19 protein-coding genes are annotated in these 17,812 nt (G+C 68.0%); 18 read left to right on the top strand and 1 reads right to left on the bottom strand.

From position 1 onward, the window contains the following. Positions 1–84: 84 nt before the first annotated feature. The 17 genes from fadD1 (at position 85) to JDV09_RS15735 (ending at position 15,625) form a co-directional block, all read left to right on the top strand. Entirely contained in the window at positions 85–1,665 is a 1,581-nt protein-coding gene (gene fadD1 / locus JDV09_RS15825) for a fatty-acid--CoA ligase FadD1 (RefSeq protein WP_221370095.1), read from the top strand. A gap of 159 nt (positions 1,666–1,824) precedes the next feature. Continuing rightward, complete coding sequence (gene rpmE, locus JDV09_RS15820; RefSeq protein WP_221370094.1) at positions 1,825–2,055, top strand: 50S ribosomal protein L31; 231 nt, start codon at positions 1,825–1,827, stop codon at positions 2,053–2,055. 101 nt (positions 2,056–2,156) lie between these two features. Next, complete coding sequence (gene prfA / locus JDV09_RS15815) at positions 2,157–3,230, top strand: peptide chain release factor 1 (RefSeq protein ID WP_221370093.1); 1,074 nt, start codon at positions 2,157–2,159, stop codon at positions 3,228–3,230. Beyond that, entirely contained in the window at positions 3,230–4,081 is an 852-nt protein-coding gene (gene prmC / locus JDV09_RS15810; protein ID WP_255605448.1) for a peptide chain release factor N(5)-glutamine methyltransferase, read from the top strand. Before prfA ends, prmC begins: the two co-directional genes overlap by 1 nt. Positions 4,082–4,094: 13 nt before the next feature. Beyond that, on the top strand, positions 4,095–4,757 hold the full coding sequence (locus tag JDV09_RS15805) for an L-threonylcarbamoyladenylate synthase (RefSeq protein ID WP_221370092.1): 663 nt from the start codon (positions 4,095–4,097) through the stop codon (positions 4,755–4,757). A 12-nt stretch (positions 4,758–4,769) separates the two neighbouring features. Further along, positions 4,770–5,987 (top strand): glycosyltransferase family 4 protein, encoded by a 1,218-nt coding sequence (locus JDV09_RS15800; protein WP_221370091.1) that lies wholly within the window; start codon positions 4,770–4,772, stop codon positions 5,985–5,987. Between the two features lie 272 nt (positions 5,988–6,259). After that, positions 6,260–6,706, top strand: coding sequence for an ATP synthase subunit I (locus tag JDV09_RS15795; protein WP_221370090.1), 447 nt, complete (start codon positions 6,260–6,262; stop codon positions 6,704–6,706). Positions 6,707–6,757: 51 nt separating this feature from the next. Then, complete coding sequence (gene atpB / locus JDV09_RS15790) at positions 6,758–7,528, top strand: F0F1 ATP synthase subunit A (protein ID WP_221370089.1); 771 nt, start codon at positions 6,758–6,760, stop codon at positions 7,526–7,528. Positions 7,529–7,636: 108 nt separating this feature from the next. After that, the gene (locus tag JDV09_RS15785) at positions 7,637–7,897 is read left to right on the top strand and encodes a F0F1 ATP synthase subunit C (RefSeq protein WP_255605447.1); all 261 of its coding nucleotides are present in this window, start codon (positions 7,637–7,639) and stop codon (positions 7,895–7,897) included. 9 nt (positions 7,898–7,906) lie between these two features. Then, positions 7,907–8,410 carry a F0F1 ATP synthase subunit B gene (locus tag JDV09_RS15780; protein ID WP_221370088.1) on the top strand — a complete coding sequence of 168 codons (504 nt, stop codon included), beginning with the start codon at positions 7,907–7,909 and terminating at the stop codon, positions 8,408–8,410. Then, positions 8,411–9,748, top strand: coding sequence for a F0F1 ATP synthase subunit B/delta (locus JDV09_RS15775; protein WP_221370087.1), 1,338 nt, complete (start codon positions 8,411–8,413; stop codon positions 9,746–9,748). A 56-nt stretch (positions 9,749–9,804) separates the two neighbouring features. Continuing rightward, entirely contained in the window at positions 9,805–11,448 is a 1,644-nt protein-coding gene (gene atpA / locus JDV09_RS15770; RefSeq protein ID WP_221370086.1) for a F0F1 ATP synthase subunit alpha, read from the top strand. A gap of 33 nt (positions 11,449–11,481) precedes the next feature. After that, entirely contained in the window at positions 11,482–12,411 is a 930-nt protein-coding gene (locus tag JDV09_RS15765; protein ID WP_221370085.1) for a F0F1 ATP synthase subunit gamma, read from the top strand. A 37-nt stretch (positions 12,412–12,448) separates the two neighbouring features. Then, entirely contained in the window at positions 12,449–13,882 is a 1,434-nt protein-coding gene (atpD, locus tag JDV09_RS15760; RefSeq protein ID WP_221370084.1) for a F0F1 ATP synthase subunit beta, read from the top strand. A 7-nt stretch (positions 13,883–13,889) separates the two neighbouring features. Beyond that, positions 13,890–14,771 (top strand): coiled-coil domain-containing protein, encoded by an 882-nt coding sequence (locus JDV09_RS26855; protein WP_255605446.1) that lies wholly within the window; start codon positions 13,890–13,892, stop codon positions 14,769–14,771. A gap of 35 nt (positions 14,772–14,806) precedes the next feature. Then, positions 14,807–15,172 (top strand): F0F1 ATP synthase subunit epsilon, encoded by a 366-nt coding sequence (locus JDV09_RS15740; RefSeq protein WP_221370083.1) that lies wholly within the window; start codon positions 14,807–14,809, stop codon positions 15,170–15,172. Positions 15,173–15,196: 24 nt separating this feature from the next. After that, complete coding sequence (locus JDV09_RS15735) at positions 15,197–15,625, top strand: DUF2550 domain-containing protein (protein ID WP_255605445.1); 429 nt, start codon at positions 15,197–15,199, stop codon at positions 15,623–15,625. A 9-nt stretch (positions 15,626–15,634) separates the two neighbouring features. On the opposite strand, the gene JDV09_RS15730 is transcribed toward JDV09_RS15735, so the two are convergent. Continuing rightward, on the bottom strand, positions 15,635–16,219 hold the full coding sequence (locus tag JDV09_RS15730; RefSeq protein WP_221370081.1) for a cob(I)yrinic acid a,c-diamide adenosyltransferase: 585 nt from the start codon (positions 16,217–16,219) through the stop codon (positions 15,635–15,637). A gap of 91 nt (positions 16,220–16,310) precedes the next feature. Between JDV09_RS15730 and murA the strand changes: the two genes are divergently transcribed. After that, positions 16,311–17,564, top strand: coding sequence for a UDP-N-acetylglucosamine 1-carboxyvinyltransferase (gene murA / locus JDV09_RS15725; RefSeq protein ID WP_221370080.1), 1,254 nt, complete (start codon positions 16,311–16,313; stop codon positions 17,562–17,564). Positions 17,565–17,812: the final 248 nt, after the last annotated feature.

Raw genomic sequence — 17,812 nt, 5'->3', positions numbered from 1 at the left:
GCCCTCGGTGGGCCGATGTGCGGCGCGGTGGGCCGATCGAGTAGACAACTATTCAAATCTGTTCATACGGAGAAGGGCGCGCAGGTGGCGGAGACGGTGCAGCAGCTGCTTCGGGAGCGGCGCGGCGATGACGGTGTCGCGATCCGGTACGACGGCCGGACCTGGACCTGGCGCGAACACCTCGATGCGGCGGCGGGTCAGGCCGCCGCGCTGATCGGCCTGGCCGCGCCGGACCGGTCCCTGCACGTCGGTGTGCTGCTGGGCAACACGCCCGACATCCTCACCGCGATGGCCGCCGCGGGGCTCGGCGGCTACGTGGTGTGCGGGATCAACACCACGCGTCGCGGCGACGCGCTGGCCCGCGACATCCGCCGCGCCGACTGCCAGATCCTGCTCACCGACGACGACCACGCCGCCCTGCTGGACGGCCTCGAACTGGGCGGGATCCGGGTGCTGGTGGTCGGCGGCGCCGAATACGCGGAGCTGATCGAGCGGGCCGGCGACCTGCAGCCGCTGCACGAAGCGGGCGCGACCGACACCTTCATGCTGATCTTCACCTCCGGCACCAGCGGCGACCCGAAGGCGGTCAAGGTCATGCACGCGATGGTGCTGCTGGCCGGCGCGGCGCTCGCGGCGCGCTACGAGCTGACCTCCGACGACGTCTGCTACCTGTCGATGCCGCTGTTCCACAGCAACGCGGTGCTCGCAGGGTGGTCGGTGGCGTTGAACGCGGGCGCCACGATGGCGCCGGCGCAGTTCAGCGCCTCCCGGTTCGTCGACGACCTCCGTCGCTACGGCGTGACGTACATGAACTACGTCGGCAAGCCGCTGGCCTACATCCTGGCCGGCCCGGACCGCCCCGACGACGCGGACAACCCGCTGCGGGTGGCGTTCGGCAACGAGGCCACCGACCGCGACATCGCCGAGTTCGGCAGGCGGTTCGGCTGCGAGGTGTGGGACGGGTTCGGCTCCACCGAGAACGCGGTGACCGTCACGCGTGAGGACGGGTGTCCGCCGGGGTCGATCGGCAAGGGGTTCCCCGGGGTCGCGATCTACGACCCCGAGACGGTGACCGAGTGCGCCGTCGCCCGGTTCGATGCGCACGGGGCGCTGGTCAACGGCGACGACGCCATCGGCGAGCTGGTCAACACCGACGGCGCAGGTATGTTCGCGGGCTACTACAACGATCCCGGCGCCACCGACGAACGCATGCGCCACGGCATGTTCTGGTCCGGTGACCTGGCCTACCGCGACGCCGACGGCTGGATCTACCTGGCCGGTCGCACCGCGGACTGGATGCGGGTGGACGGCGAGAACATGACCTCGGCGCCGATCGAGCGCATCCTGACCCGGCTGCCCGTCATCAGCCAGGTCGCCGTCTACCCGGTGCCCGACGAGTTCGTCGGCGATCAGGTGATGGCCGCGATCGTCCTGGCCGACGACGCCACGCTGACGCCCGGGCAGTTCGCCGACTTCCTGGCCGGCCAGCCGGATCTGTCGCCGAAGGCCTGGCCCCGCCACGTCTGGATCGCCACCGAGCTGCCCAGCACCGCGACCAACAAGGTGCTCAAGCGCGAGCTGGTCGCGATGGGCAGCGAACCGGCCGGCCGACTGTTGTGGAGGCGCGACGGACTCACCTATCGTGCCGTCCCCACCGAGGAATAGTGGGTGCCGAGTGCGCGTTTAGGCTGCTGGCGGTTGACCTGGCATAATCAGGCCAGCTGTCCGGCCTCCGGCCGGGCACGCCGTCACCTCGGTTCCGGTTCACGCCGCAGCCTCCCGGCACGGGAGGGCGACCCGGGGCCCACGAGCAAAGAGGAAGCCATGAAACCGGGTATTCACCCTGACTACGTCGATACCACCGTGCTGTGCGGCTGTGGTGCCACCTTCACCACCCGCAGCACCAAGAAGAGTGGGCAGATCACCGTCGAGGTGTGCTCTCAGTGCCACCCGTTCTACACCGGTAAGCAGAAGATCCTCGACAGCGGCGGCCGCGTGGCCCGCTTCGAGAAGCGGTACGGCAAGCGCTCCGCGAAGGCCGAGGCCGACAAGTAGCTGTTCGACCGGCGCCCGTTCCTGCCGCTGTATGCGCAGGCCGGGCGCCGTTTCATGGGTGGGAGTTCACACCGGGGGCCGACCGCGGCCGAGGAGGCGAGATGACCGACACCGCTCCGGCGATCGAGGCGGTCCTCGCCGAGCACGCCGACTTGGAGCAGCGCCTCGCCGATCCGGAACTGCACGCCGACCCGGCCGCCGCGCGTAAGGCCGGCCGGCGGTTCTCGCAGCTGTCGCCGATCGTGGCCACCTACCGCAAGTTGGCGGCCGTCCGCGGTGACCTGGAGGCCGCCCGCGAGCTCGCGGCCGACGACGACTCCTTCGCCGACGAGGTCGGGGAACTCACCACCACGGTCGAGGAGCTCGACACCCACCTGACCGACCTGCTCGCCCCGCGCGACCCGCACGACGCCGACGACATCGTGCTCGAGGTCAAGTCGGGCGAGGGCGGCGAGGAGTCCGCGCTGTTCGCCGCGGACCTGGCCCGGATGTACATCCGCTACGCCGAGCGGCACGGCTGGACGGTCACCGTGCTCGACGAGACGACCTCCGACCTCGGTGGCTACAAGGACGCGACGCTGTCGATCGCCAGCAAGGGCGACTCGGCCGACGGGGTGTGGTCCCGGCTGAAGTTCGAGGGCGGCGTGCACCGCGTGCAGCGCGTGCCGGTCACCGAGTCCCAGGGCCGGGTGCACACCTCGGCGGCCGGCGTGCTGGTCTACCCGGAACCCGAAGAGGTCGAGCAGGTCCAGATCGACGAGTCCGACCTGCGGATCGACGTCTACCGCAGTTCAGGGAAGGGTGGCCAAGGAGTTAACACCACCGACTCCGCGGTGCGGATCACCCACCTGCCCACCGGAATCGTCGTCACCTGCCAGAACGAGCGCTCCCAGCTGCAGAACAAGGCCCGCGCACTGCAGGTGCTCGCCGCGCGCCTGCAGTCGCTGGCCGAGGAACAGGCCCAGGCCGACGCGTCCGCCGACCGCGCCAGCCAGATCCGCACCGTCGACCGCAGCGAGCGGATCCGCACGTACAACTTCCCCGAGAACCGGATCGCCGACCACCGGATCAACTACAAGTCGCACAACCTCGACCAGGTCCTCGACGGTGACCTGGACCCGCTGTTCGACGCGCTGGCCGCCGCCGACAAGCAAGCCCGGTTGCAGAACACGTGATGCCGGCCGACCGGCCGGCGACGATGCGCCGGATGATCGACGCCGCCACCGACCTGCTGGCCGCTGCCGGGGTCGGAACCCCCCGCGCGGACGCCGAACTGCTGGCCGCCCACGTCGCGGGCACCGAGCGCGGGCGGCTTGCGCTCGTCGAACCGGACACCGAGTTCGCCGGCCGCTTCGCCGAGCTGACCAGCAGGCGCGCCGAGCGGGTGCCGTTGCAGCACCTGATCGGCACGGCGCCGTTCGGGCCGGTGACCGTGCACGTCGGTCCGGGGGTGTTCGTGCCGCGACCGGAGACCGAGGCCATGCTGGAGTGGGCGCAGGCTCAGCCGCTGCCGGGCGCACCGCTGATCGTGGACCTGTGCACCGGGTCGGCGGCGCTGGCGGTGGCGCTGGCCGCGCACCGCCCCGACGCCCGGGTGATCGCCGTGGACGACTCGGCCGAGGCGCTGGCCTATGCCCGGCGCAACGTGCGCGGCACCGCGGTGCAGTTGGTCTGCGCCGACGTCACCGCCACCGGCGTGCTGTCCGAGCTGGACGGGACCGTCGACCTGCTGGTGGCCAACCCGCCGTACATCCCCTCCGGTGTGCAGCTGGAACCCGAAGTGGCACGGCACGATCCGGCGCATGCGCTGTTCGGTGGGGAGGACGGCATGGCGGTGATCGACGGCATCGTCGAACTCGCGGCGCGGTTGCTGCACCCCGGCGGCCGCTGCGCGGTCGAACACGACGACACGACATCGGCGCAAACCGCCGAGGCGTTCCTCGGCACCGGGCGGTTCGCCGAGGTCACCGCCCGACACGACCTGGCCGGCCGGCCCCGATTCGTGACCGCGGTGCGGGCCGGGTGAGAGGCTGGCTGGTGTGACCGAGATGTTCGACTGCACCGACCCGGCGCAGCGCGAGACCGGCATCGCCTCGGCGGTCAGTGCGCTCAAGGGTGGTCGTCTGATCGTGATGCCCACCGACACCGTGTACGGCATCGGGGCCGACGCGTTCGACGGCAGCGCGGTCGCGGCGCTGCTGTCGGCGAAGGGCCGGGGCCGGGACATGCCGGTGCCGGTGCTGGTGGGGTCGTGGCACACCATCCAGGGCCTGGTCTACACCGTGCCGCAGACCGCGCAGGAACTGATCCGGGCGTTCTGGCCGGGCGCTCTGAGCCTGGTCGTCCGTCAGGCGCCCTCCCTGCAGTGGGACCTCGGGGACGCCAACGGCACCGTGATGCTGCGCATGCCGCTGCACCCGGTGGCGATCGAGTTGCTGCGCGAGGTCGGGCCGATGGCGGTGTCGAGCGCCAACATCTCCGGGCGGCCCGCCGCGGTCACCGCCGCGCAGGCCCGCGACCAACTCGGTGACCTCGTCGAGGTCTACCTCGACGGCGGACCGGCCGAGCAGCAGGCCGCATCGACCATCGTGGACCTGACCGGTGCCCACCCGCGGGTGTTGCGGGAGGGTCCGGTGAGCATCGATGCGATCGCGGGAGTCCTCGGGGTGGAAGCGGCCGGCCTCGTGCCCGCGGCGGAGTAGATCTGGAGTCCGGTGCATTACGCTTCCGCGGCGGCTACCGCCATCCAGGCCGGTGACAGCATTCTGGCGCTTTCCGACCAGGGTGCCGGTGTCCCGCTGCGCGAACTGGCACTGGTCGGGCTGACCGCCGCGGTCATCACCTACCTGGCCACCGGCTGGGTGCGGGTGCTGGCGATGCGGTGGGGCGCGGTGGCCTACCCGCGCGAGCGCGACGTGCACCTGCAGCCGACCCCGCGGATGGGTGGTCTGGCGATGTACCTCGGGGTGGTCGCCGCGGTACTGCTGGCCTCCCAGCTGCCCGCGCTGACCCGCGGGTTCGTGTACTCATCCGGCATGCCCGCGGTGGTCGTGGCGGGCGGACTGATCATGGTCGTCGGGCTGATCGACGACCGGTGGGGGCTGGATGCGCTGACCAAGTTCGCCGGTCAGATCACCGCGGCCAGCGTGATGGTCACCATGGGGGTGTCCTGGAGCGTGCTCTACATCCCGATCGGCGGGGTGGGCACGATCGTCCTCGACCAGGTGGCCTCGATCGTGCTGACCCTGGCGCTGACCGTGGCGATCGTCAACGCGATGAACTTCGTCGACGGCCTCGACGGGCTGGCCGCCGGGCTCGGCTTGATCACCGCCTCGGCGATCTGCATCTTCTCGATCGGGCTGCTGCGCGACCACGGCGGCGACGTGCTGTTCTATCCGCCGGCGGTGATCTCGGTGGTGCTGGCCGGGATCTGCCTGGGCTTTCTGCCGCACAACTTCTACCGGGCCCGGATCTTCATGGGCGATTCCGGCTCGATGCTGATCGGTCTGATGCTGGCCGCCGCCTCGACTACCGCTGCGGGCCCGATCTCGCAGACCGCGTACGGGGTGCGCGACGTCTTCGCGCTGCTCTCGCCGTTCCTGCTGGTGATCGCCGTGATGTTCGTGCCCGCGCTGGACATGCTGCTGGCCATCATCAGGCGTACTCGTGCGGGCCTGAGCCCGTTCAGCCCGGACAAGATGCATCTGCATCATCGGCTGCTCGAGATCGGGCACTCGCACCGCCGGGTGGTGCTGCTCATCTACCTGTGGGTGGGCATCGTCGCGTTCGGTGCGGCGAGCACCATTTTCTTCGATCCGAAAGACACCGCGGCGGTCATGGCCGGCGCCATCGTGGTTGCCGTCATCGTCACCGCGATCCCGCTGCTGCGCGGCCGCGAGACCCCTGCTGACGGGGTATACGACAAAAAGTAGTAGGCCCTCTTTTGGGGCCTTCACCATGTGTTAGGGTTCGGTGAGAACCCGATCAAAACCTCGCGGGTTGCCGGCCTCCGGACCCCCGGTTCGTCACCGGGCGGGACGGGACAACGACCGACAGTTTGACCTATCACAGGGAGCTACCCCTTGGGTGATTCCAGCGCGCGCGACGCCCTCGGATACGCTACGGGCGCCACGCACAGGATCATCGGGACCCGGTCCCTGGATGGCCCACCGAATTTCGACGACCGCGGGATCGAGGTGAAGCAGTGACGACGCCAGCGCAAGACGCGCCGTTGGTGTTTCCGTCCGTCGCATTCAGGCCGGTGCGCCTGCTGATCGTCTGCGTTGCGCTGACCGCGCTGGCCTTGGTGGCATCCGGCTTCACCGGCAACATCTTCTTCGGTGCTTTCTTCGGCTTCGGTCTGCTCCTCGGCCTGGTCAACGCGTTGCTCGTGCGCCGTGCCGTCGAGTCGATCACCGCCGAGGAACATCCGCTGAAGAAGAAGATGGCGGTGAACTCGGCGACGCGACTGCTCGTCATCAGCGTCGTCGCGCTCGTCGTCGCGTTCTACTTCAGGGCCCACGGCGGGGTCGCCGTGCTCTTCGGGCTGGCGGTCTTCCAGGCCCTGCTGGTGATGAGCACCAGCATCCCGGTGCTGAAGAAGATTCGCAGCCAGGGACTGGACGTGCTCGACACGGAATCCCAGCCTTGAGCCGACCGACATGATTGAGCCGACCTACATGAACGGGAAATGACAGGAACCATGACCGACTCCATCCTCGCCGCTGAGGAAGGTGGCCCCGCTATCGAGGTCGGGCACCACACGATGGTGTTCGAGATGTTCGGTATGACGTTCAACGGCGACACCATCCTCGCCACCGCGATCGCCGCGGTGATCGTCATCGCCCTGGCGTTCTACCTGAGGTCGAAGGTCACCTCGACCGGCGTTCCGGGCGGGGTGCAGCTGTTCTGGGAGGCGTTGACCATCCAGATGCGCGGACAGATCGAAAGCGCGATCGGCATGCGGGTTGCCCCGTTCGTGCTGCCGCTGGCGGTGACGATCTTCGTGTTCATCCTCGTCTGCAACTGGCTCGCGGTCCTTCCGCTGCAGTACGGCATGCCCAGCGGTGCGGCCGGCGAGCTCTACAAGTCGCCGGCCTCCGACATCAACTTCGTCCTCGCGCTCGCGCTGTTCGTGTTCGTCGCCTACCACGCCGCCGGGATCTGGCGCCGCGGCATCATCGGCCACCCGATCAAGGTCGTGAAGGGCCATGTCGCGTTCCTGGCGCCGATCAACATCGTCGAGGAGCTCGCCAAGCCGATCTCGCTGGCACTGCGACTCTTCGGCAACATCTTCGCCGGCGGCATCCTGGTCGCGCTCATCGCGATGTTCCCCTGGTACGTCCAGTGGGCGCCCAACGCGATCTGGAAGACGTTCGACCTGTTCGTCGGTCTGATCCAGGCGTTCATCTTCTCGCTGCTGACGATCCTGTACTTCAGTCAGTCGATGGAGCTCGAGCACGAGGAGCACTGACCGACCGACACGCCGATCCAACGACTGACTGCAACGTCCCTACGAACAACGACCACGAACTCTGGCGGCCACAGCTAATGAGCCATCAGTTATCAAGGAGGATAAGGAATGGAAATCGATCCCAACGCCATCATCACGGCCGGCGCACTGATCGGCGGCGGTCTGATCATGGGTGGCGGCGCGATCGGCGCCGGTGTCGGTGACGGCATCGCCGGTAATGCCCTGATCTCCGGCATCGCCCGCCAGCCCGAGGCGCAGGGCCGACTTTTCACACCGTTCTTCATCACCGTCGGTCTCGTTGAGGCGGCCTACTTCATCAACCTGGCCTTCATGGCGCTCTTCGTCTTCGCCACGCCGGGCCTGCAGTAATCCATCGGCATGGGCGAACTGACCGAATCTGTTCTCGCGGCCGCTGAGGAGGGCGGGGGGACCAGCAACTTCCTGATCCCCAACGGAACCTTCTTCGCGATCCTGCTGATCTTCCTGATCGTGCTCGGCGTGATCACGAAATGGGTTGTGCCACCCGTCAGCAAGGTGCTCGCCGAGCGGGAGGCCATGCTGGCCAAGACCGCCTCCGACAACCGCAAGTCGGCCGAGCAGGTCGCCGCGGCGCAGGCGGACTTCGACGAGACGATGGCCACTGCCCGTGGCGAGGCGGCCGCGATCCGTGACGAGGCCCGCACCGCGGGCCGCCAGGTCGTCGACGAGAAGCGTGCGGCGGCCAGCGGTGCGGTCGCCGAGTCCGTGGCTTCGGCCGACGAGCAGCTGTCGCAACAGGGTTCGGCGGCACGTTCCGAACTCGAGTCATCGGTCGACGGGCTGTCCGCGACGCTGGCCAGCCGGATCCTGGGCGTCGACGTCAAACCAGGTGGGAGTCGTTAGATGTCGATCTTCATCGGTCAGCTGATCGGCTTCGCGGTGATCGTCTTCATCATCGTGAAGTGGGTGGTACCGCCCGTACGTGCGCTGATGCAGAAGCAGCAGGACGCGGTGCGGACCGCGCTCGCCGAGAGCGCCGAGGCGAGCCGCAAGCTCGCCGACGCCGACGCGATGCACGCCAAGGCGCTCGAAGAGGCCAACGCCGAATCCGCCAAGGTGACCGAGGAGGCCAGGCAGGATTCCGGACGCATCGCGGCCCAACTCGTCGAGCAGGCCGACGTCGAGGCGGAGCGCATCAAAGCCCAGGGCGCCCAGCAGGTGCAGCTCATGCGGCAGCAGCTCGTGCGCCAGCTTCGTACCGGTCTGGGCGAGGAGTCGGTGCAGAAGGCCGAGGACATCGTCCGCGGGTACGTCGCCGATCCGGCCGCGCAGTCCTCGACCGTCGACCGGTTCCTCGGCGAGCTCGACGCGATGGCGCCGTCTTCGGTGGTGCTGGAGTCGGGCGCCCCGTTGAGCCTGCGGGCGGCCAGCCGTGAGGCGCTGGCGTCGCTGGTCGCGGCGTTCGAGTCGGCGACCGCGGGTGCGTCCGCCGAGGCGTTGACCACGCTGGCCGACGACCTCGTGGCGGTGGCGAAGCTGCTGATCTCCGAGCCGGTGCTCAACAAGTATCTCGCCGAGCCGACCGGCGACTCGGCCGCCAAGACGCAGATGGTGGCGCGCCTGTTCGACGGCAAGGTCGACGCCACCACGCTGGACCTGCTCAAGACCGCCGCCTCGCAGCGGTGGTCCAGCGAGGCGAACCTGATCGATGCGATCGAGCACGTCGCGCGGCTGGCGCTGCTGGTGCGCGCCGAGCGGGAGGGTCAGGGCGAGGAGCTCGAGGACCAGTTGTTCCGCTTCGGCCGGGTGCTCGACACCGAGTCGCGGCTGAACCGGCTGCTGTCCGACTTCGAGGCGCCCGCCGAGCACCGCGTCGACCTGCTGAACAAGGTCCTCGACGCCGGGGCGGGGGTGAACGCCACCGCCAGGACGCTGCTGACCCAGACCGTTGAGCTGATCCGCGGCGAGTCCGCCGACGTCGCGGTCGACGATCTGGCCGAGCTGGCCGTCGCCCGGCGCGGCGAGGTCGTCGCTCAGGTGACCGCGGCCGCCGAACTGTCCGACGCTCAGCGCAGCCGGCTCACGACGGTGCTGGGCCGGATCTACGGCCGCCCGATGTCGGTCCAGCTCACCATCGACCCCGCAGTTCTGGGTGGACTGCTGATCACCGTTGGCGACGAGGTCATCGACGGCTCCATCTCCTCCCGATTGGCCGCGGCCCGTACCGGGCTGCCGGACTGACCGGGACCGCAACCACAGCATTTGATCGAACCACAGAGGCAGGAAGACGAAAAGCCATGGCAGAGTTGACAATCTCGGCTGCTGACATCGAAGGCGCGATCGAGGACTACGTCTCCTCCTTCACCGCCGAGTCCGATCGCGAGGAGGTCGGCACCGTCGTCGACGCCGGCGACGGTATCGCCCACGTCGAGGGGTTGCCCTCGGTGATGACCCAGGAACTGCTCGAGTTCCCGGGCGGGGTTCTCGGTGTCGCGCTGAACCTCGACGAGCACAGCGTCGGCGCGGTGATCCTGGGCGACTTCGAGAACATCGAAGAGGGCCAGCAGGTCAAGCGCACCGGCGAGGTGCTGTCGGTGCCCGTCGGCGACGGCTTCCTCGGCCGCGTCGTCAACCCGCTCGGCCAGCCGATCGACGGCCAGGGCGACATCGCCTCCGACACCCGCCGCGCGCTGGAGCTGCAGGCGCCGTCGGTGGTTCAGCGCCAGAGCGTCAGCGAGCCGCTGCAGACCGGCATCAAGGCCATCGACTCGATGACCCCGATCGGCCGCGGTCAGCGCCAGCTGATCATCGGTGACCGCAAGACCGGCAAGACCGCGGTGTGCGTCGACACCATCCTCAACCAGCGCCAGGCCTGGGAGACCGGTGACCCCAAGCAGCAGGTGCGCTGCGTGTACGTCGCCATCGGCCAGAAGGGCACCACGATCGCGTCGGTGAAGCGTGCGCTCGAGGAGGGCGGCGCGATGGACTACACCACCATCGTCGCGGCGCCGGCCTCGGACTCGGCCGGCTTCAAGTGGCTCGCCCCCTACACCGGTTCGGCGATCGGCCAGCACTGGATGTACGACGGCAAGCACGTGCTGATCATCTTCGACGACCTGTCCAAGCAGGCCGACGCCTACCGCGCCATCTCGCTGCTGCTGCGCCGCCCGCCGGGCCGCGAGGCCTTCCCGGGTGACGTGTTCTACCTGCACTCGCGGCTGCTGGAGCGCTGCGCGAAGCTGTCCGACGAGCTCGGTGGCGGATCGATGACCGGTCTGCCGATCATCGAGACCAAGGCCAACGACATCTCGGCGTTCATCCCGACCAACGTCATCTCCATCACCGACGGCCAGTGCTTCCTGGAGACCGATCTGTTCAACCAGGGTGTGCGCCCCGCCATCAACGTCGGCGTCTCGGTGTCCCGCGTCGGTGGCGCCGCCCAGATCAAGGCGATGAAGGAGGTGGCCGGCTCGCTGCGACTGGAGCTGTCGCAGTTCCGCGAGCTGGAGGCGTTCGCCGCGTTCGCCTCCGATCTGGACGCGGCCTCCAAGGCCCAGCTGGACCGCGGTGCCCGGCTCGTCGAGCTGCTCAAGCAGCCGCAGTACACGCCGTACCCGGTGGAGGACCAGGTGGTCTCGATCTTCCTGGGCACCGGCGGGCATCTGGATTCGGTTCCGGTCGAGGACGTCTCGCGCTTCGAGTCCGAGCTGCTCGAGCACGTCAAGGCTTCGCACGACGACATTCTGGCCGGCATCCGGGAGACCAAGAAGCTCTCCGAGGAGGCCGAGCAGAAGCTCGCCGACGTCATCAACGAGTTCAAGAAGGGCTTCTCCGCCACCGACGGCAGCTCCGTGGTGGTGAACGAGCCCGGCGCCGAGGCAATGGACGAGGAAGACGTCCAGAAGGAATCGGTCAAGGTCCGCAAGCCGGCCGGCAAGTAGGCGACGAGGCCTAGAAGGGTTCTGGAGAGCTAGATGGCTGCAACACTGCGCGAGCTTCGCGGGCGCATCCGCTCCGCCGGGTCGATCAAGAAGATCACCAAGGCCCAGGAGCTGATCGCCACGTCGCGGATCGCCAAGGCGCAGGCCCGAGTCGAAGCGGCTCGGCCCTACAGCACCGAGATCACCAGCATGCTCACCGAGCTCGCCAGCGCCAGCGCCCTGGACCATCCGCTGTTGGTGGCCCGGGCGCAGCCCAAGCGGGCCGGGGTACTGGTGGTGTCCTCTGACCGCGGGTTGTGTGGCGCCTACAACGCCAACGTGCTCAGGCAGGCCGAGGAGCTCTTCGCGCTGCTGCGTGAGGAGGGCAAGAACCCGGTGCTCTACGTCGTCGGCCGCAAGGCGCTGGGGTACTTCAGTTTCCGGCAGCGGGCCGTCACCGAGTCGTGGACCGGCTTCTCGGAGCGCCCGACCTACGAGCAGGCCCGCGAGATCGCCGACACGCTGGTGACCGCGTTCATGTCGGGCGCCGACGACCAGGGTGACGAGCCCGGCGCCGACGGCATCCTGGGCGTCGACGAACTGCATGTGGTGTTCACCGAGTTCAGGTCGATGCTCTCGCAGACCGCGGTGGCACGCAGGATCGCGCCGATGGTCGTCGAGTACGTCGAGGACGACCGCCCGGCCGACGGGCCGCAGACGCTGTTCTCGTTCGAGCCGAACGCGGAGACGTTGTTCGACGCCCTGCTGCCGCGCTACATCGCGACCCGGGTGTACGCCGCGTTGCTGGAGGCCGCGGCCTCGGAGTCGGCGTCGCGGCGCCGGGCGATGAAGTCGGCCACCGACAACGCCGACGATCTGATCAAGGCCCTGACCCTGGCCGCCAACCGCGAGCGTCAGGCCCAGATCACCCAGGAAATCAGCGAGATCGTCGGCGGCGCCAACGCGCTGGCCGACGCGAAATGACCTTCAGTAGTACGCCCCATCAGGAAGCGAAGAGAACATGACTGCACCAGCGCAAGCCAAGGAGACCACCGGCCGCGTGGTCCGCATCACCGGCCCGGTCGTCGACGTGGAGTTCCCGCGCGGCGCCGTACCCGAGCTGTTCAATGCGTTGCACGCCGACATCTCCTACAAGGAACTGTCGAAGAAGCTGACCCTGGAGGTCGCACAGCACCTCGGCGACAACCTGGTGCGCACCATCTCCATGCAGCCCACCGACGGCCTGGTCCGCGGTGTCGAGGTGTCCGACACCGGCCGCTCCATCTCGGTGCCGGTCGGCGACGGAGTCAAGGGCCACGTGTTCAACGCGCTCGGTGACTGCCTCGACGAGCCGGGCTACGGCAAGGACTTCGAGCACTGGTCGATCCACCGCAAGCCGCCGGCCTTCTCCGACCTGGAGCCCCGCACCGAGATGCTGGAGACCGGTCTGAAGGTCGTCGACCTGCTCACCCCGTACGTGCGTGGCGGCAAGATCGCGCTGTTCGGCGGCGCCGGTGTGGGCAAGACGGTGCTCATCCAGGAGATGATCAACCGTATCGCCCGCAACTTCGGTGGTACCTCGGTGTTCGCCGGTGTGGGGGAGCGCACCCGTGAGGGCAACGATCTGTGGGTCGAGCTCGCCGACGCCAACGTGCTCAAGGACACCGCCCTGGTGTTCGGTCAGATGGACGAGCCACCGGGCACCCGTATGCGGGTCGCGCTGTCGGCGCTGACCATGGCGGAGTTCTTCCGCGACGAGCAGGGCCAGGACGTGCTGCTGTTCATCGACAACATCTTCCGTTTCACCCAGGCCGGCTCCGAGGTCTCGACGCTGCTCGGCCGGATGCCGTCCGCGGTCGGCTACCAGCCCACGCTGGCCGACGAGATGGGTGAGCTGCAGGAGCGGATCACCTCGACGCGTGGTCGGTCCATCACGTCGATGCAGGCCGTGTACGTGCCCGCCGACGACTACACCGACCCGGCGCCGGCGACCACGTTCGCCCACCTTGATGCGACCACCGAGCTCTCCCGTGCGGTGTTCTCGAAGGGCATCTTCCCCGCGGTGGACCCGCTGGCGTCGTCGTCGACGATCCTGGACCCGGCGGTCGTCGGTGACGAGCACTACCGCGTCGCCCAGGAGGTCATCCGGATCCTGCAGCGCTACAAGGATCTGCAGGACATCATCGCGATCCTCGGTATCGACGAGCTCTCCGAAGAGGACAAGCAGCTGGTCAACCGGGCCCGCCGGATCGAGCGCTTCCTGAGCCAGAACATGATGGCGGCCGAGCAGTTCACCGGCCAGCCCGGCTCGACGGTGCCGCTGAAGGAGACCATCGAGGCCTTCGACAAGCTGTGCAAGGGCGAGTTCGACCACCTGCCCGAGCAGGCGTTCTTCCTGATCGGCGGCCTCGACGACCTGGCGAAAAAGGCCGAAAGCCTCGGCGCCAAGCTGTGATGAGCGCTTGCGCGAAGAACGGATTGGCACCGATGAGCGCTTGCGCGAAGAACGGATTGGCACCGATGAGCGCTTGCGCGAAGAACGGATTGGCACCGATGAGCGCTTGCGCGAAGAACGGATTGGCACCGATGAGCGCTTGCGCGAAGAACGGATTGGCACCGATGAGCGCTTGCGCGAAGAACGGATTGGCACCGATGAGCGCTTGCGCGAAGAACGGATTGGCACCGATGAGCGCTTGCGCGAAGAACGGATTGGCACCGATGAGCGCTTGCGCGAAGAACGGATTGGCACCGATGAGCGCTTGCGCGAAGAACGGATTGGCACCGATGAGCGCTTGCGCGAAGAACGGATTGGCACCGATGAGCGCTTGCGCGAAGAACGGATTGGCACCGATGAGCGCTTGCGCGAAGAACGGATTGGCACCGATGAGCGCTTGCGCGAAGAACGGATTGGCACCGATGAGCGCTTGCGCGAAGAACGGATTGGCACCGATGAGCGCTTGCGCGAAGAACGGATTGGCACCGATGAGCGCTTGCGCGAAGAACGGATTGGCACCGATGAGCGCTTGCGCGAAGAACGGATTGGCACCGATGAGCGCTTGCGCGAAGAACGGATTGGCACCGATGAGCGCTTGCGCGAAGAACGGATTGGCACCGATGAGCGCTTGCGCGAAGAACGGATTGGCACCGATGAGCGCTTGCGCGAAGAACGGATTGGCACCGATGAGCGCTTGCGCGAAGAACGGATTGGCACCGATGAGCGCTTGCGCGAAGAACGGATTGGCACCGATGAGCGCTTGCGCGAAGAACGGATTGGCACCGATGAGCGCTTGCGCGAAGAACGGATTGGCACCGATGAGCGCTTGCGCGAAGAACCGATGGGTTGAGCTGTCGGGTCCGATAATCCGAGAGGTGGTGTGACATGGCCGAAATGAACGTCGAGATCGTCGCCGTGGAGCGTGAGCTCTGGCACGGCGAGGCCACGTTCGTCTTCACCCGCACCACCGCCGGTGAGATCGGGATCCTGCCCCGGCACATCCCGCTGGTGGCCCAGCTCGTCGACGATGCGATGGTGCGTGTCGAACGCGAAGGCGAGGACGATCTGCGGATCGCGGTCGACGGCGGGTTCCTGTCGGTCACCGACGAGGCCGTGCGGGTGCTGGTCGAAAACGCACAGTTCGAGTCCGAGGTCGATGCCGACGCGGCCAAGCAGGACGCCGAGTCGGACGATCCGAGGACGGCGGCCTGGGGACGCGCGCGCCTACGCGCTATCGGCCAGATCGACTAGTCGGGCGGGCCGGTGAACGCGTCCATGCTCTTCATGGTCGCGTTGGTCTGTGTGCTGCTGCTCGTCGTCGTGGCCCTGTTCTACCGGCTGTGGAAACTGCGCCAGGTCGGCGGGACCGCCGCGATCCTGCGTGATGTCCCCGCCGTCGGCGGCCAGGGCTGGCGGCACGGGGTGATCCGCTACCGCGGCGGCGAGGCGGGCTTCTATCGGCTCTCGAGCCTGCGCTGGTGGCCGGACCGCAGGCTGAGCCGGCGCGGTCTGGAGATCGTGTCGCGGCGGTCACCGCGCGGCGACGAGTTCGACATCATGACCGATGAGATCGCCGTCCTCGAACTGTGCGACGCCGGACCGGGCCGCGGCTATGAGATCGCCCTCGACCGTGGTGCGTTGACGGCGTTCACCTCCTGGCTGGAGTCGAGGCCGTCGCCGCGGACGCGTCGCCGCAGCTACTGAGCCCGGGGGTTACTGATCGCCTTGGTGCTGCCCGCCGGGCTGCCAGAGCACGTCGCCCTCCGGGTTGGCCACCCGGGACAGGATGAACAGCAGGTCCGAGAGCCGGTTGAGGTATTTCGCCGGAAGCACGCTGACCGTGTCGCCGTGTGTGTCGAGCGCCTGCCAGGCCGAGCGTTCGGCCCGCCGGGCCACGGTCCGCGCGACGTGCAGGAGGGCGGACAGCGATGTGCCGCCGGGCAGGATGAACGAGTTCAGCGCGGGCAGATCTTCGTTGAACTCGTCGCACCAGGCTTCCAGCCGGTCGATGTAGGCCTGCTGGATCCGCAGTGGCGGGTACTCGGGGTTCTCGACGACCGGGGTGGACAGGTCGGCACCGGCGTCGAACAGGTCGTTCTGAATCTGTCTCAGGACCGCCAGGATCCTCTGGTCGGGACCGCCGAGTGCCACGGCAACACCGATCGCGGCGTTGGTCTCGTCACAGTCGGCGTAGGCCACCAGGCGTGCGTCGTTCTTCGGGACCCTGCTGAAATCGCTGAGGCCGGTGGTCCCGTCGTCGCCGGTCCGGGTGTAGATCCGCGTCAGATGGACAGCCATACCGAAACGCTACGACACCGGTATGGGGGTGTGTCCATCGCGGTGGCTTGGCGGACTGACATGGCCAAGCGGGCTGTTTACACTAACCGGCGTGAGCGAGCATTTCGTGGTGACCGGCGGAAACCGGTTATCGGGCGAAGTGGCCGTCGGGGGGGCCAAGAACAGCGTGTTGAAGCTGATGGCGGCGGCGTTGCTCGCCGAGGGCACCAGCACCATCACCAACTGCCCTGACATCCTCGACGTGCCGCTGATGGCCGAGGTCCTGCGCGGTCTGGGGGCCACCGTCGAGCTGGTGGGCGACATCGTGCGGATCACCTCGCCGGACGAGCCGAAGTACGACGCCGACTTCGCCGCGGTGCGACAGTTCCGGGCGTCGGTCTGCGTGCTGGGTCCGTTGGTCGGCAGGTGCCGGCAGGCCAAGGTGGCCCTGCCGGGCGGTGACGCCATCGGGTCCCGGCCGCTGGACATGCACCAGTCGGGGCTGCGTCAGCTGGGCGCGCGTTGCACCATCGAGCACGGTTGCGTCGTCGCAGAGGCCGATCACCTGCACGGCGCAGAGATCCAGCTGGAGTTCCCGTCGGTCGGCGCGACCGAGAACATCCTGATGGCCGCGGTGCTGGCCGACGGAGTCACCACGATCCACAATGCGGCACGTGAGCCCGACGTGGTGGACCTCTGCACGATGCTCAACCAGATGGGGGCCCAGATCTCGGGCGCGGGGTCGTCGACGCTGACGATCACCGGGGTCGACCGGCTCTATCCGACCGAACACCGGGTCATCGGTGATCGGATCGTGGCGGCGACGTGGGGCATCGCGGCGGCGATGACCCGCGGGGACATCTCGGTGACGGGGGTGGACCCGGCGCATCTTCAGCTGGTGCTGCACAAGCTGCACGACGCGGGCGCCACGGTGACGCAGAGCGACGACGGCTTCCGGGTGGTCCAGTACGAGCGTCCGAAAGCCGTCAACGTGGCCACCCTGCCGTTCCCCGGTTTCCCGACCGACCTGCAGCCGATGGCCATCGGCCTGGCGGCGATCGCCGACGGTACGTCGATGATCACCGAGAACGTGTTCGAGGCACGGTTCCGTTTCGTCGAGGAGATGATCCGGCTGGGGGCCGACGCACGGACCGACGGCCACCACGCCGTCGTGCGGGGTATCCCGCAACTGTCCAGTGCGCCGGTGTGGTCGTCGGACATCCGGGCCGGCGCAGGGCTGGTGCTGGCCGGCCTGGTCGCCGACGGCGATACCGAGGTGCACGATGTCTTCCACATCGATCGCGGCTATCCGAGGTTCGTCGAGAATCTGGTCGCGCTCGGGGCCGAGATCGAGCGTGTCGCATAGCTTTACGGCCGCCACACCCGCTGTGTGCTGGTCATTTGGGTGTGTGCGCGACAGCGCGTAGTATTTCCGACAGAAGCCAACGGCCCGGTCCGGACGGACAACCGATCGGACAGAGCGGACGGGGCTTGACCTCCCTGAGTAGATGAAGTACGCTGGCAGGGTTGCCTGAAACCGGGTGAAAACCGGCGCCGGGGTGTGTTGTTTGAGAACTCAATAGTGTGTTTGGTGGTTTTTGTTTGTTGTTTTTT

This window comes from Mycolicibacterium xanthum (assembly GCF_019710635.1).
GTDB lineage: Bacteria > Actinomycetota > Actinomycetes > Mycobacteriales > Mycobacteriaceae > Mycobacterium > Mycobacterium xanthum.
This window is presented reverse-complemented; position numbering and strand designations above follow the sequence as displayed.

Coding starts and splice junctions, on each gene's coding strand:
- atpA (WP_221370086.1), top strand. CDS start 9,805: ATGGCAGAGTTGACAATCTCGGCTGCTGACATCGAAGGCGCGATCGAG.
- JDV09_RS15785 (WP_255605447.1), top strand. CDS start 7,637: ATGGAAATCGATCCCAACGCCATCATCACGGCCGGCGCACTGATCGGC.
- atpD (WP_221370084.1), top strand. CDS start 12,449: ATGACTGCACCAGCGCAAGCCAAGGAGACCACCGGCCGCGTGGTCCGC.
- JDV09_RS15730 (WP_221370081.1), bottom strand. CDS start 16,219: ATGGCTGTCCATCTGACGCGGATCTACACCCGGACCGGCGACGACGGG.
- JDV09_RS15740 (WP_221370083.1), top strand. CDS start 14,807: ATGGCCGAAATGAACGTCGAGATCGTCGCCGTGGAGCGTGAGCTCTGG.
- JDV09_RS15780 (WP_221370088.1), top strand. CDS start 7,907: ATGGGCGAACTGACCGAATCTGTTCTCGCGGCCGCTGAGGAGGGCGGG.
- JDV09_RS15735 (WP_255605445.1), top strand. CDS start 15,197: ATGCTCTTCATGGTCGCGTTGGTCTGTGTGCTGCTGCTCGTCGTCGTG.
- prmC (WP_255605448.1), top strand. CDS start 3,230: ATGCCGGCCGACCGGCCGGCGACGATGCGCCGGATGATCGACGCCGCC.
- atpB (WP_221370089.1), top strand. CDS start 6,758: ATGACCGACTCCATCCTCGCCGCTGAGGAAGGTGGCCCCGCTATCGAG.
- prfA (WP_221370093.1), top strand. CDS start 2,157: ATGACCGACACCGCTCCGGCGATCGAGGCGGTCCTCGCCGAGCACGCC.
- rpmE (WP_221370094.1), top strand. CDS start 1,825: ATGAAACCGGGTATTCACCCTGACTACGTCGATACCACCGTGCTGTGC.
- JDV09_RS15765 (WP_221370085.1), top strand. CDS start 11,482: ATGGCTGCAACACTGCGCGAGCTTCGCGGGCGCATCCGCTCCGCCGGG.
- JDV09_RS15775 (WP_221370087.1), top strand. CDS start 8,411: ATGTCGATCTTCATCGGTCAGCTGATCGGCTTCGCGGTGATCGTCTTC.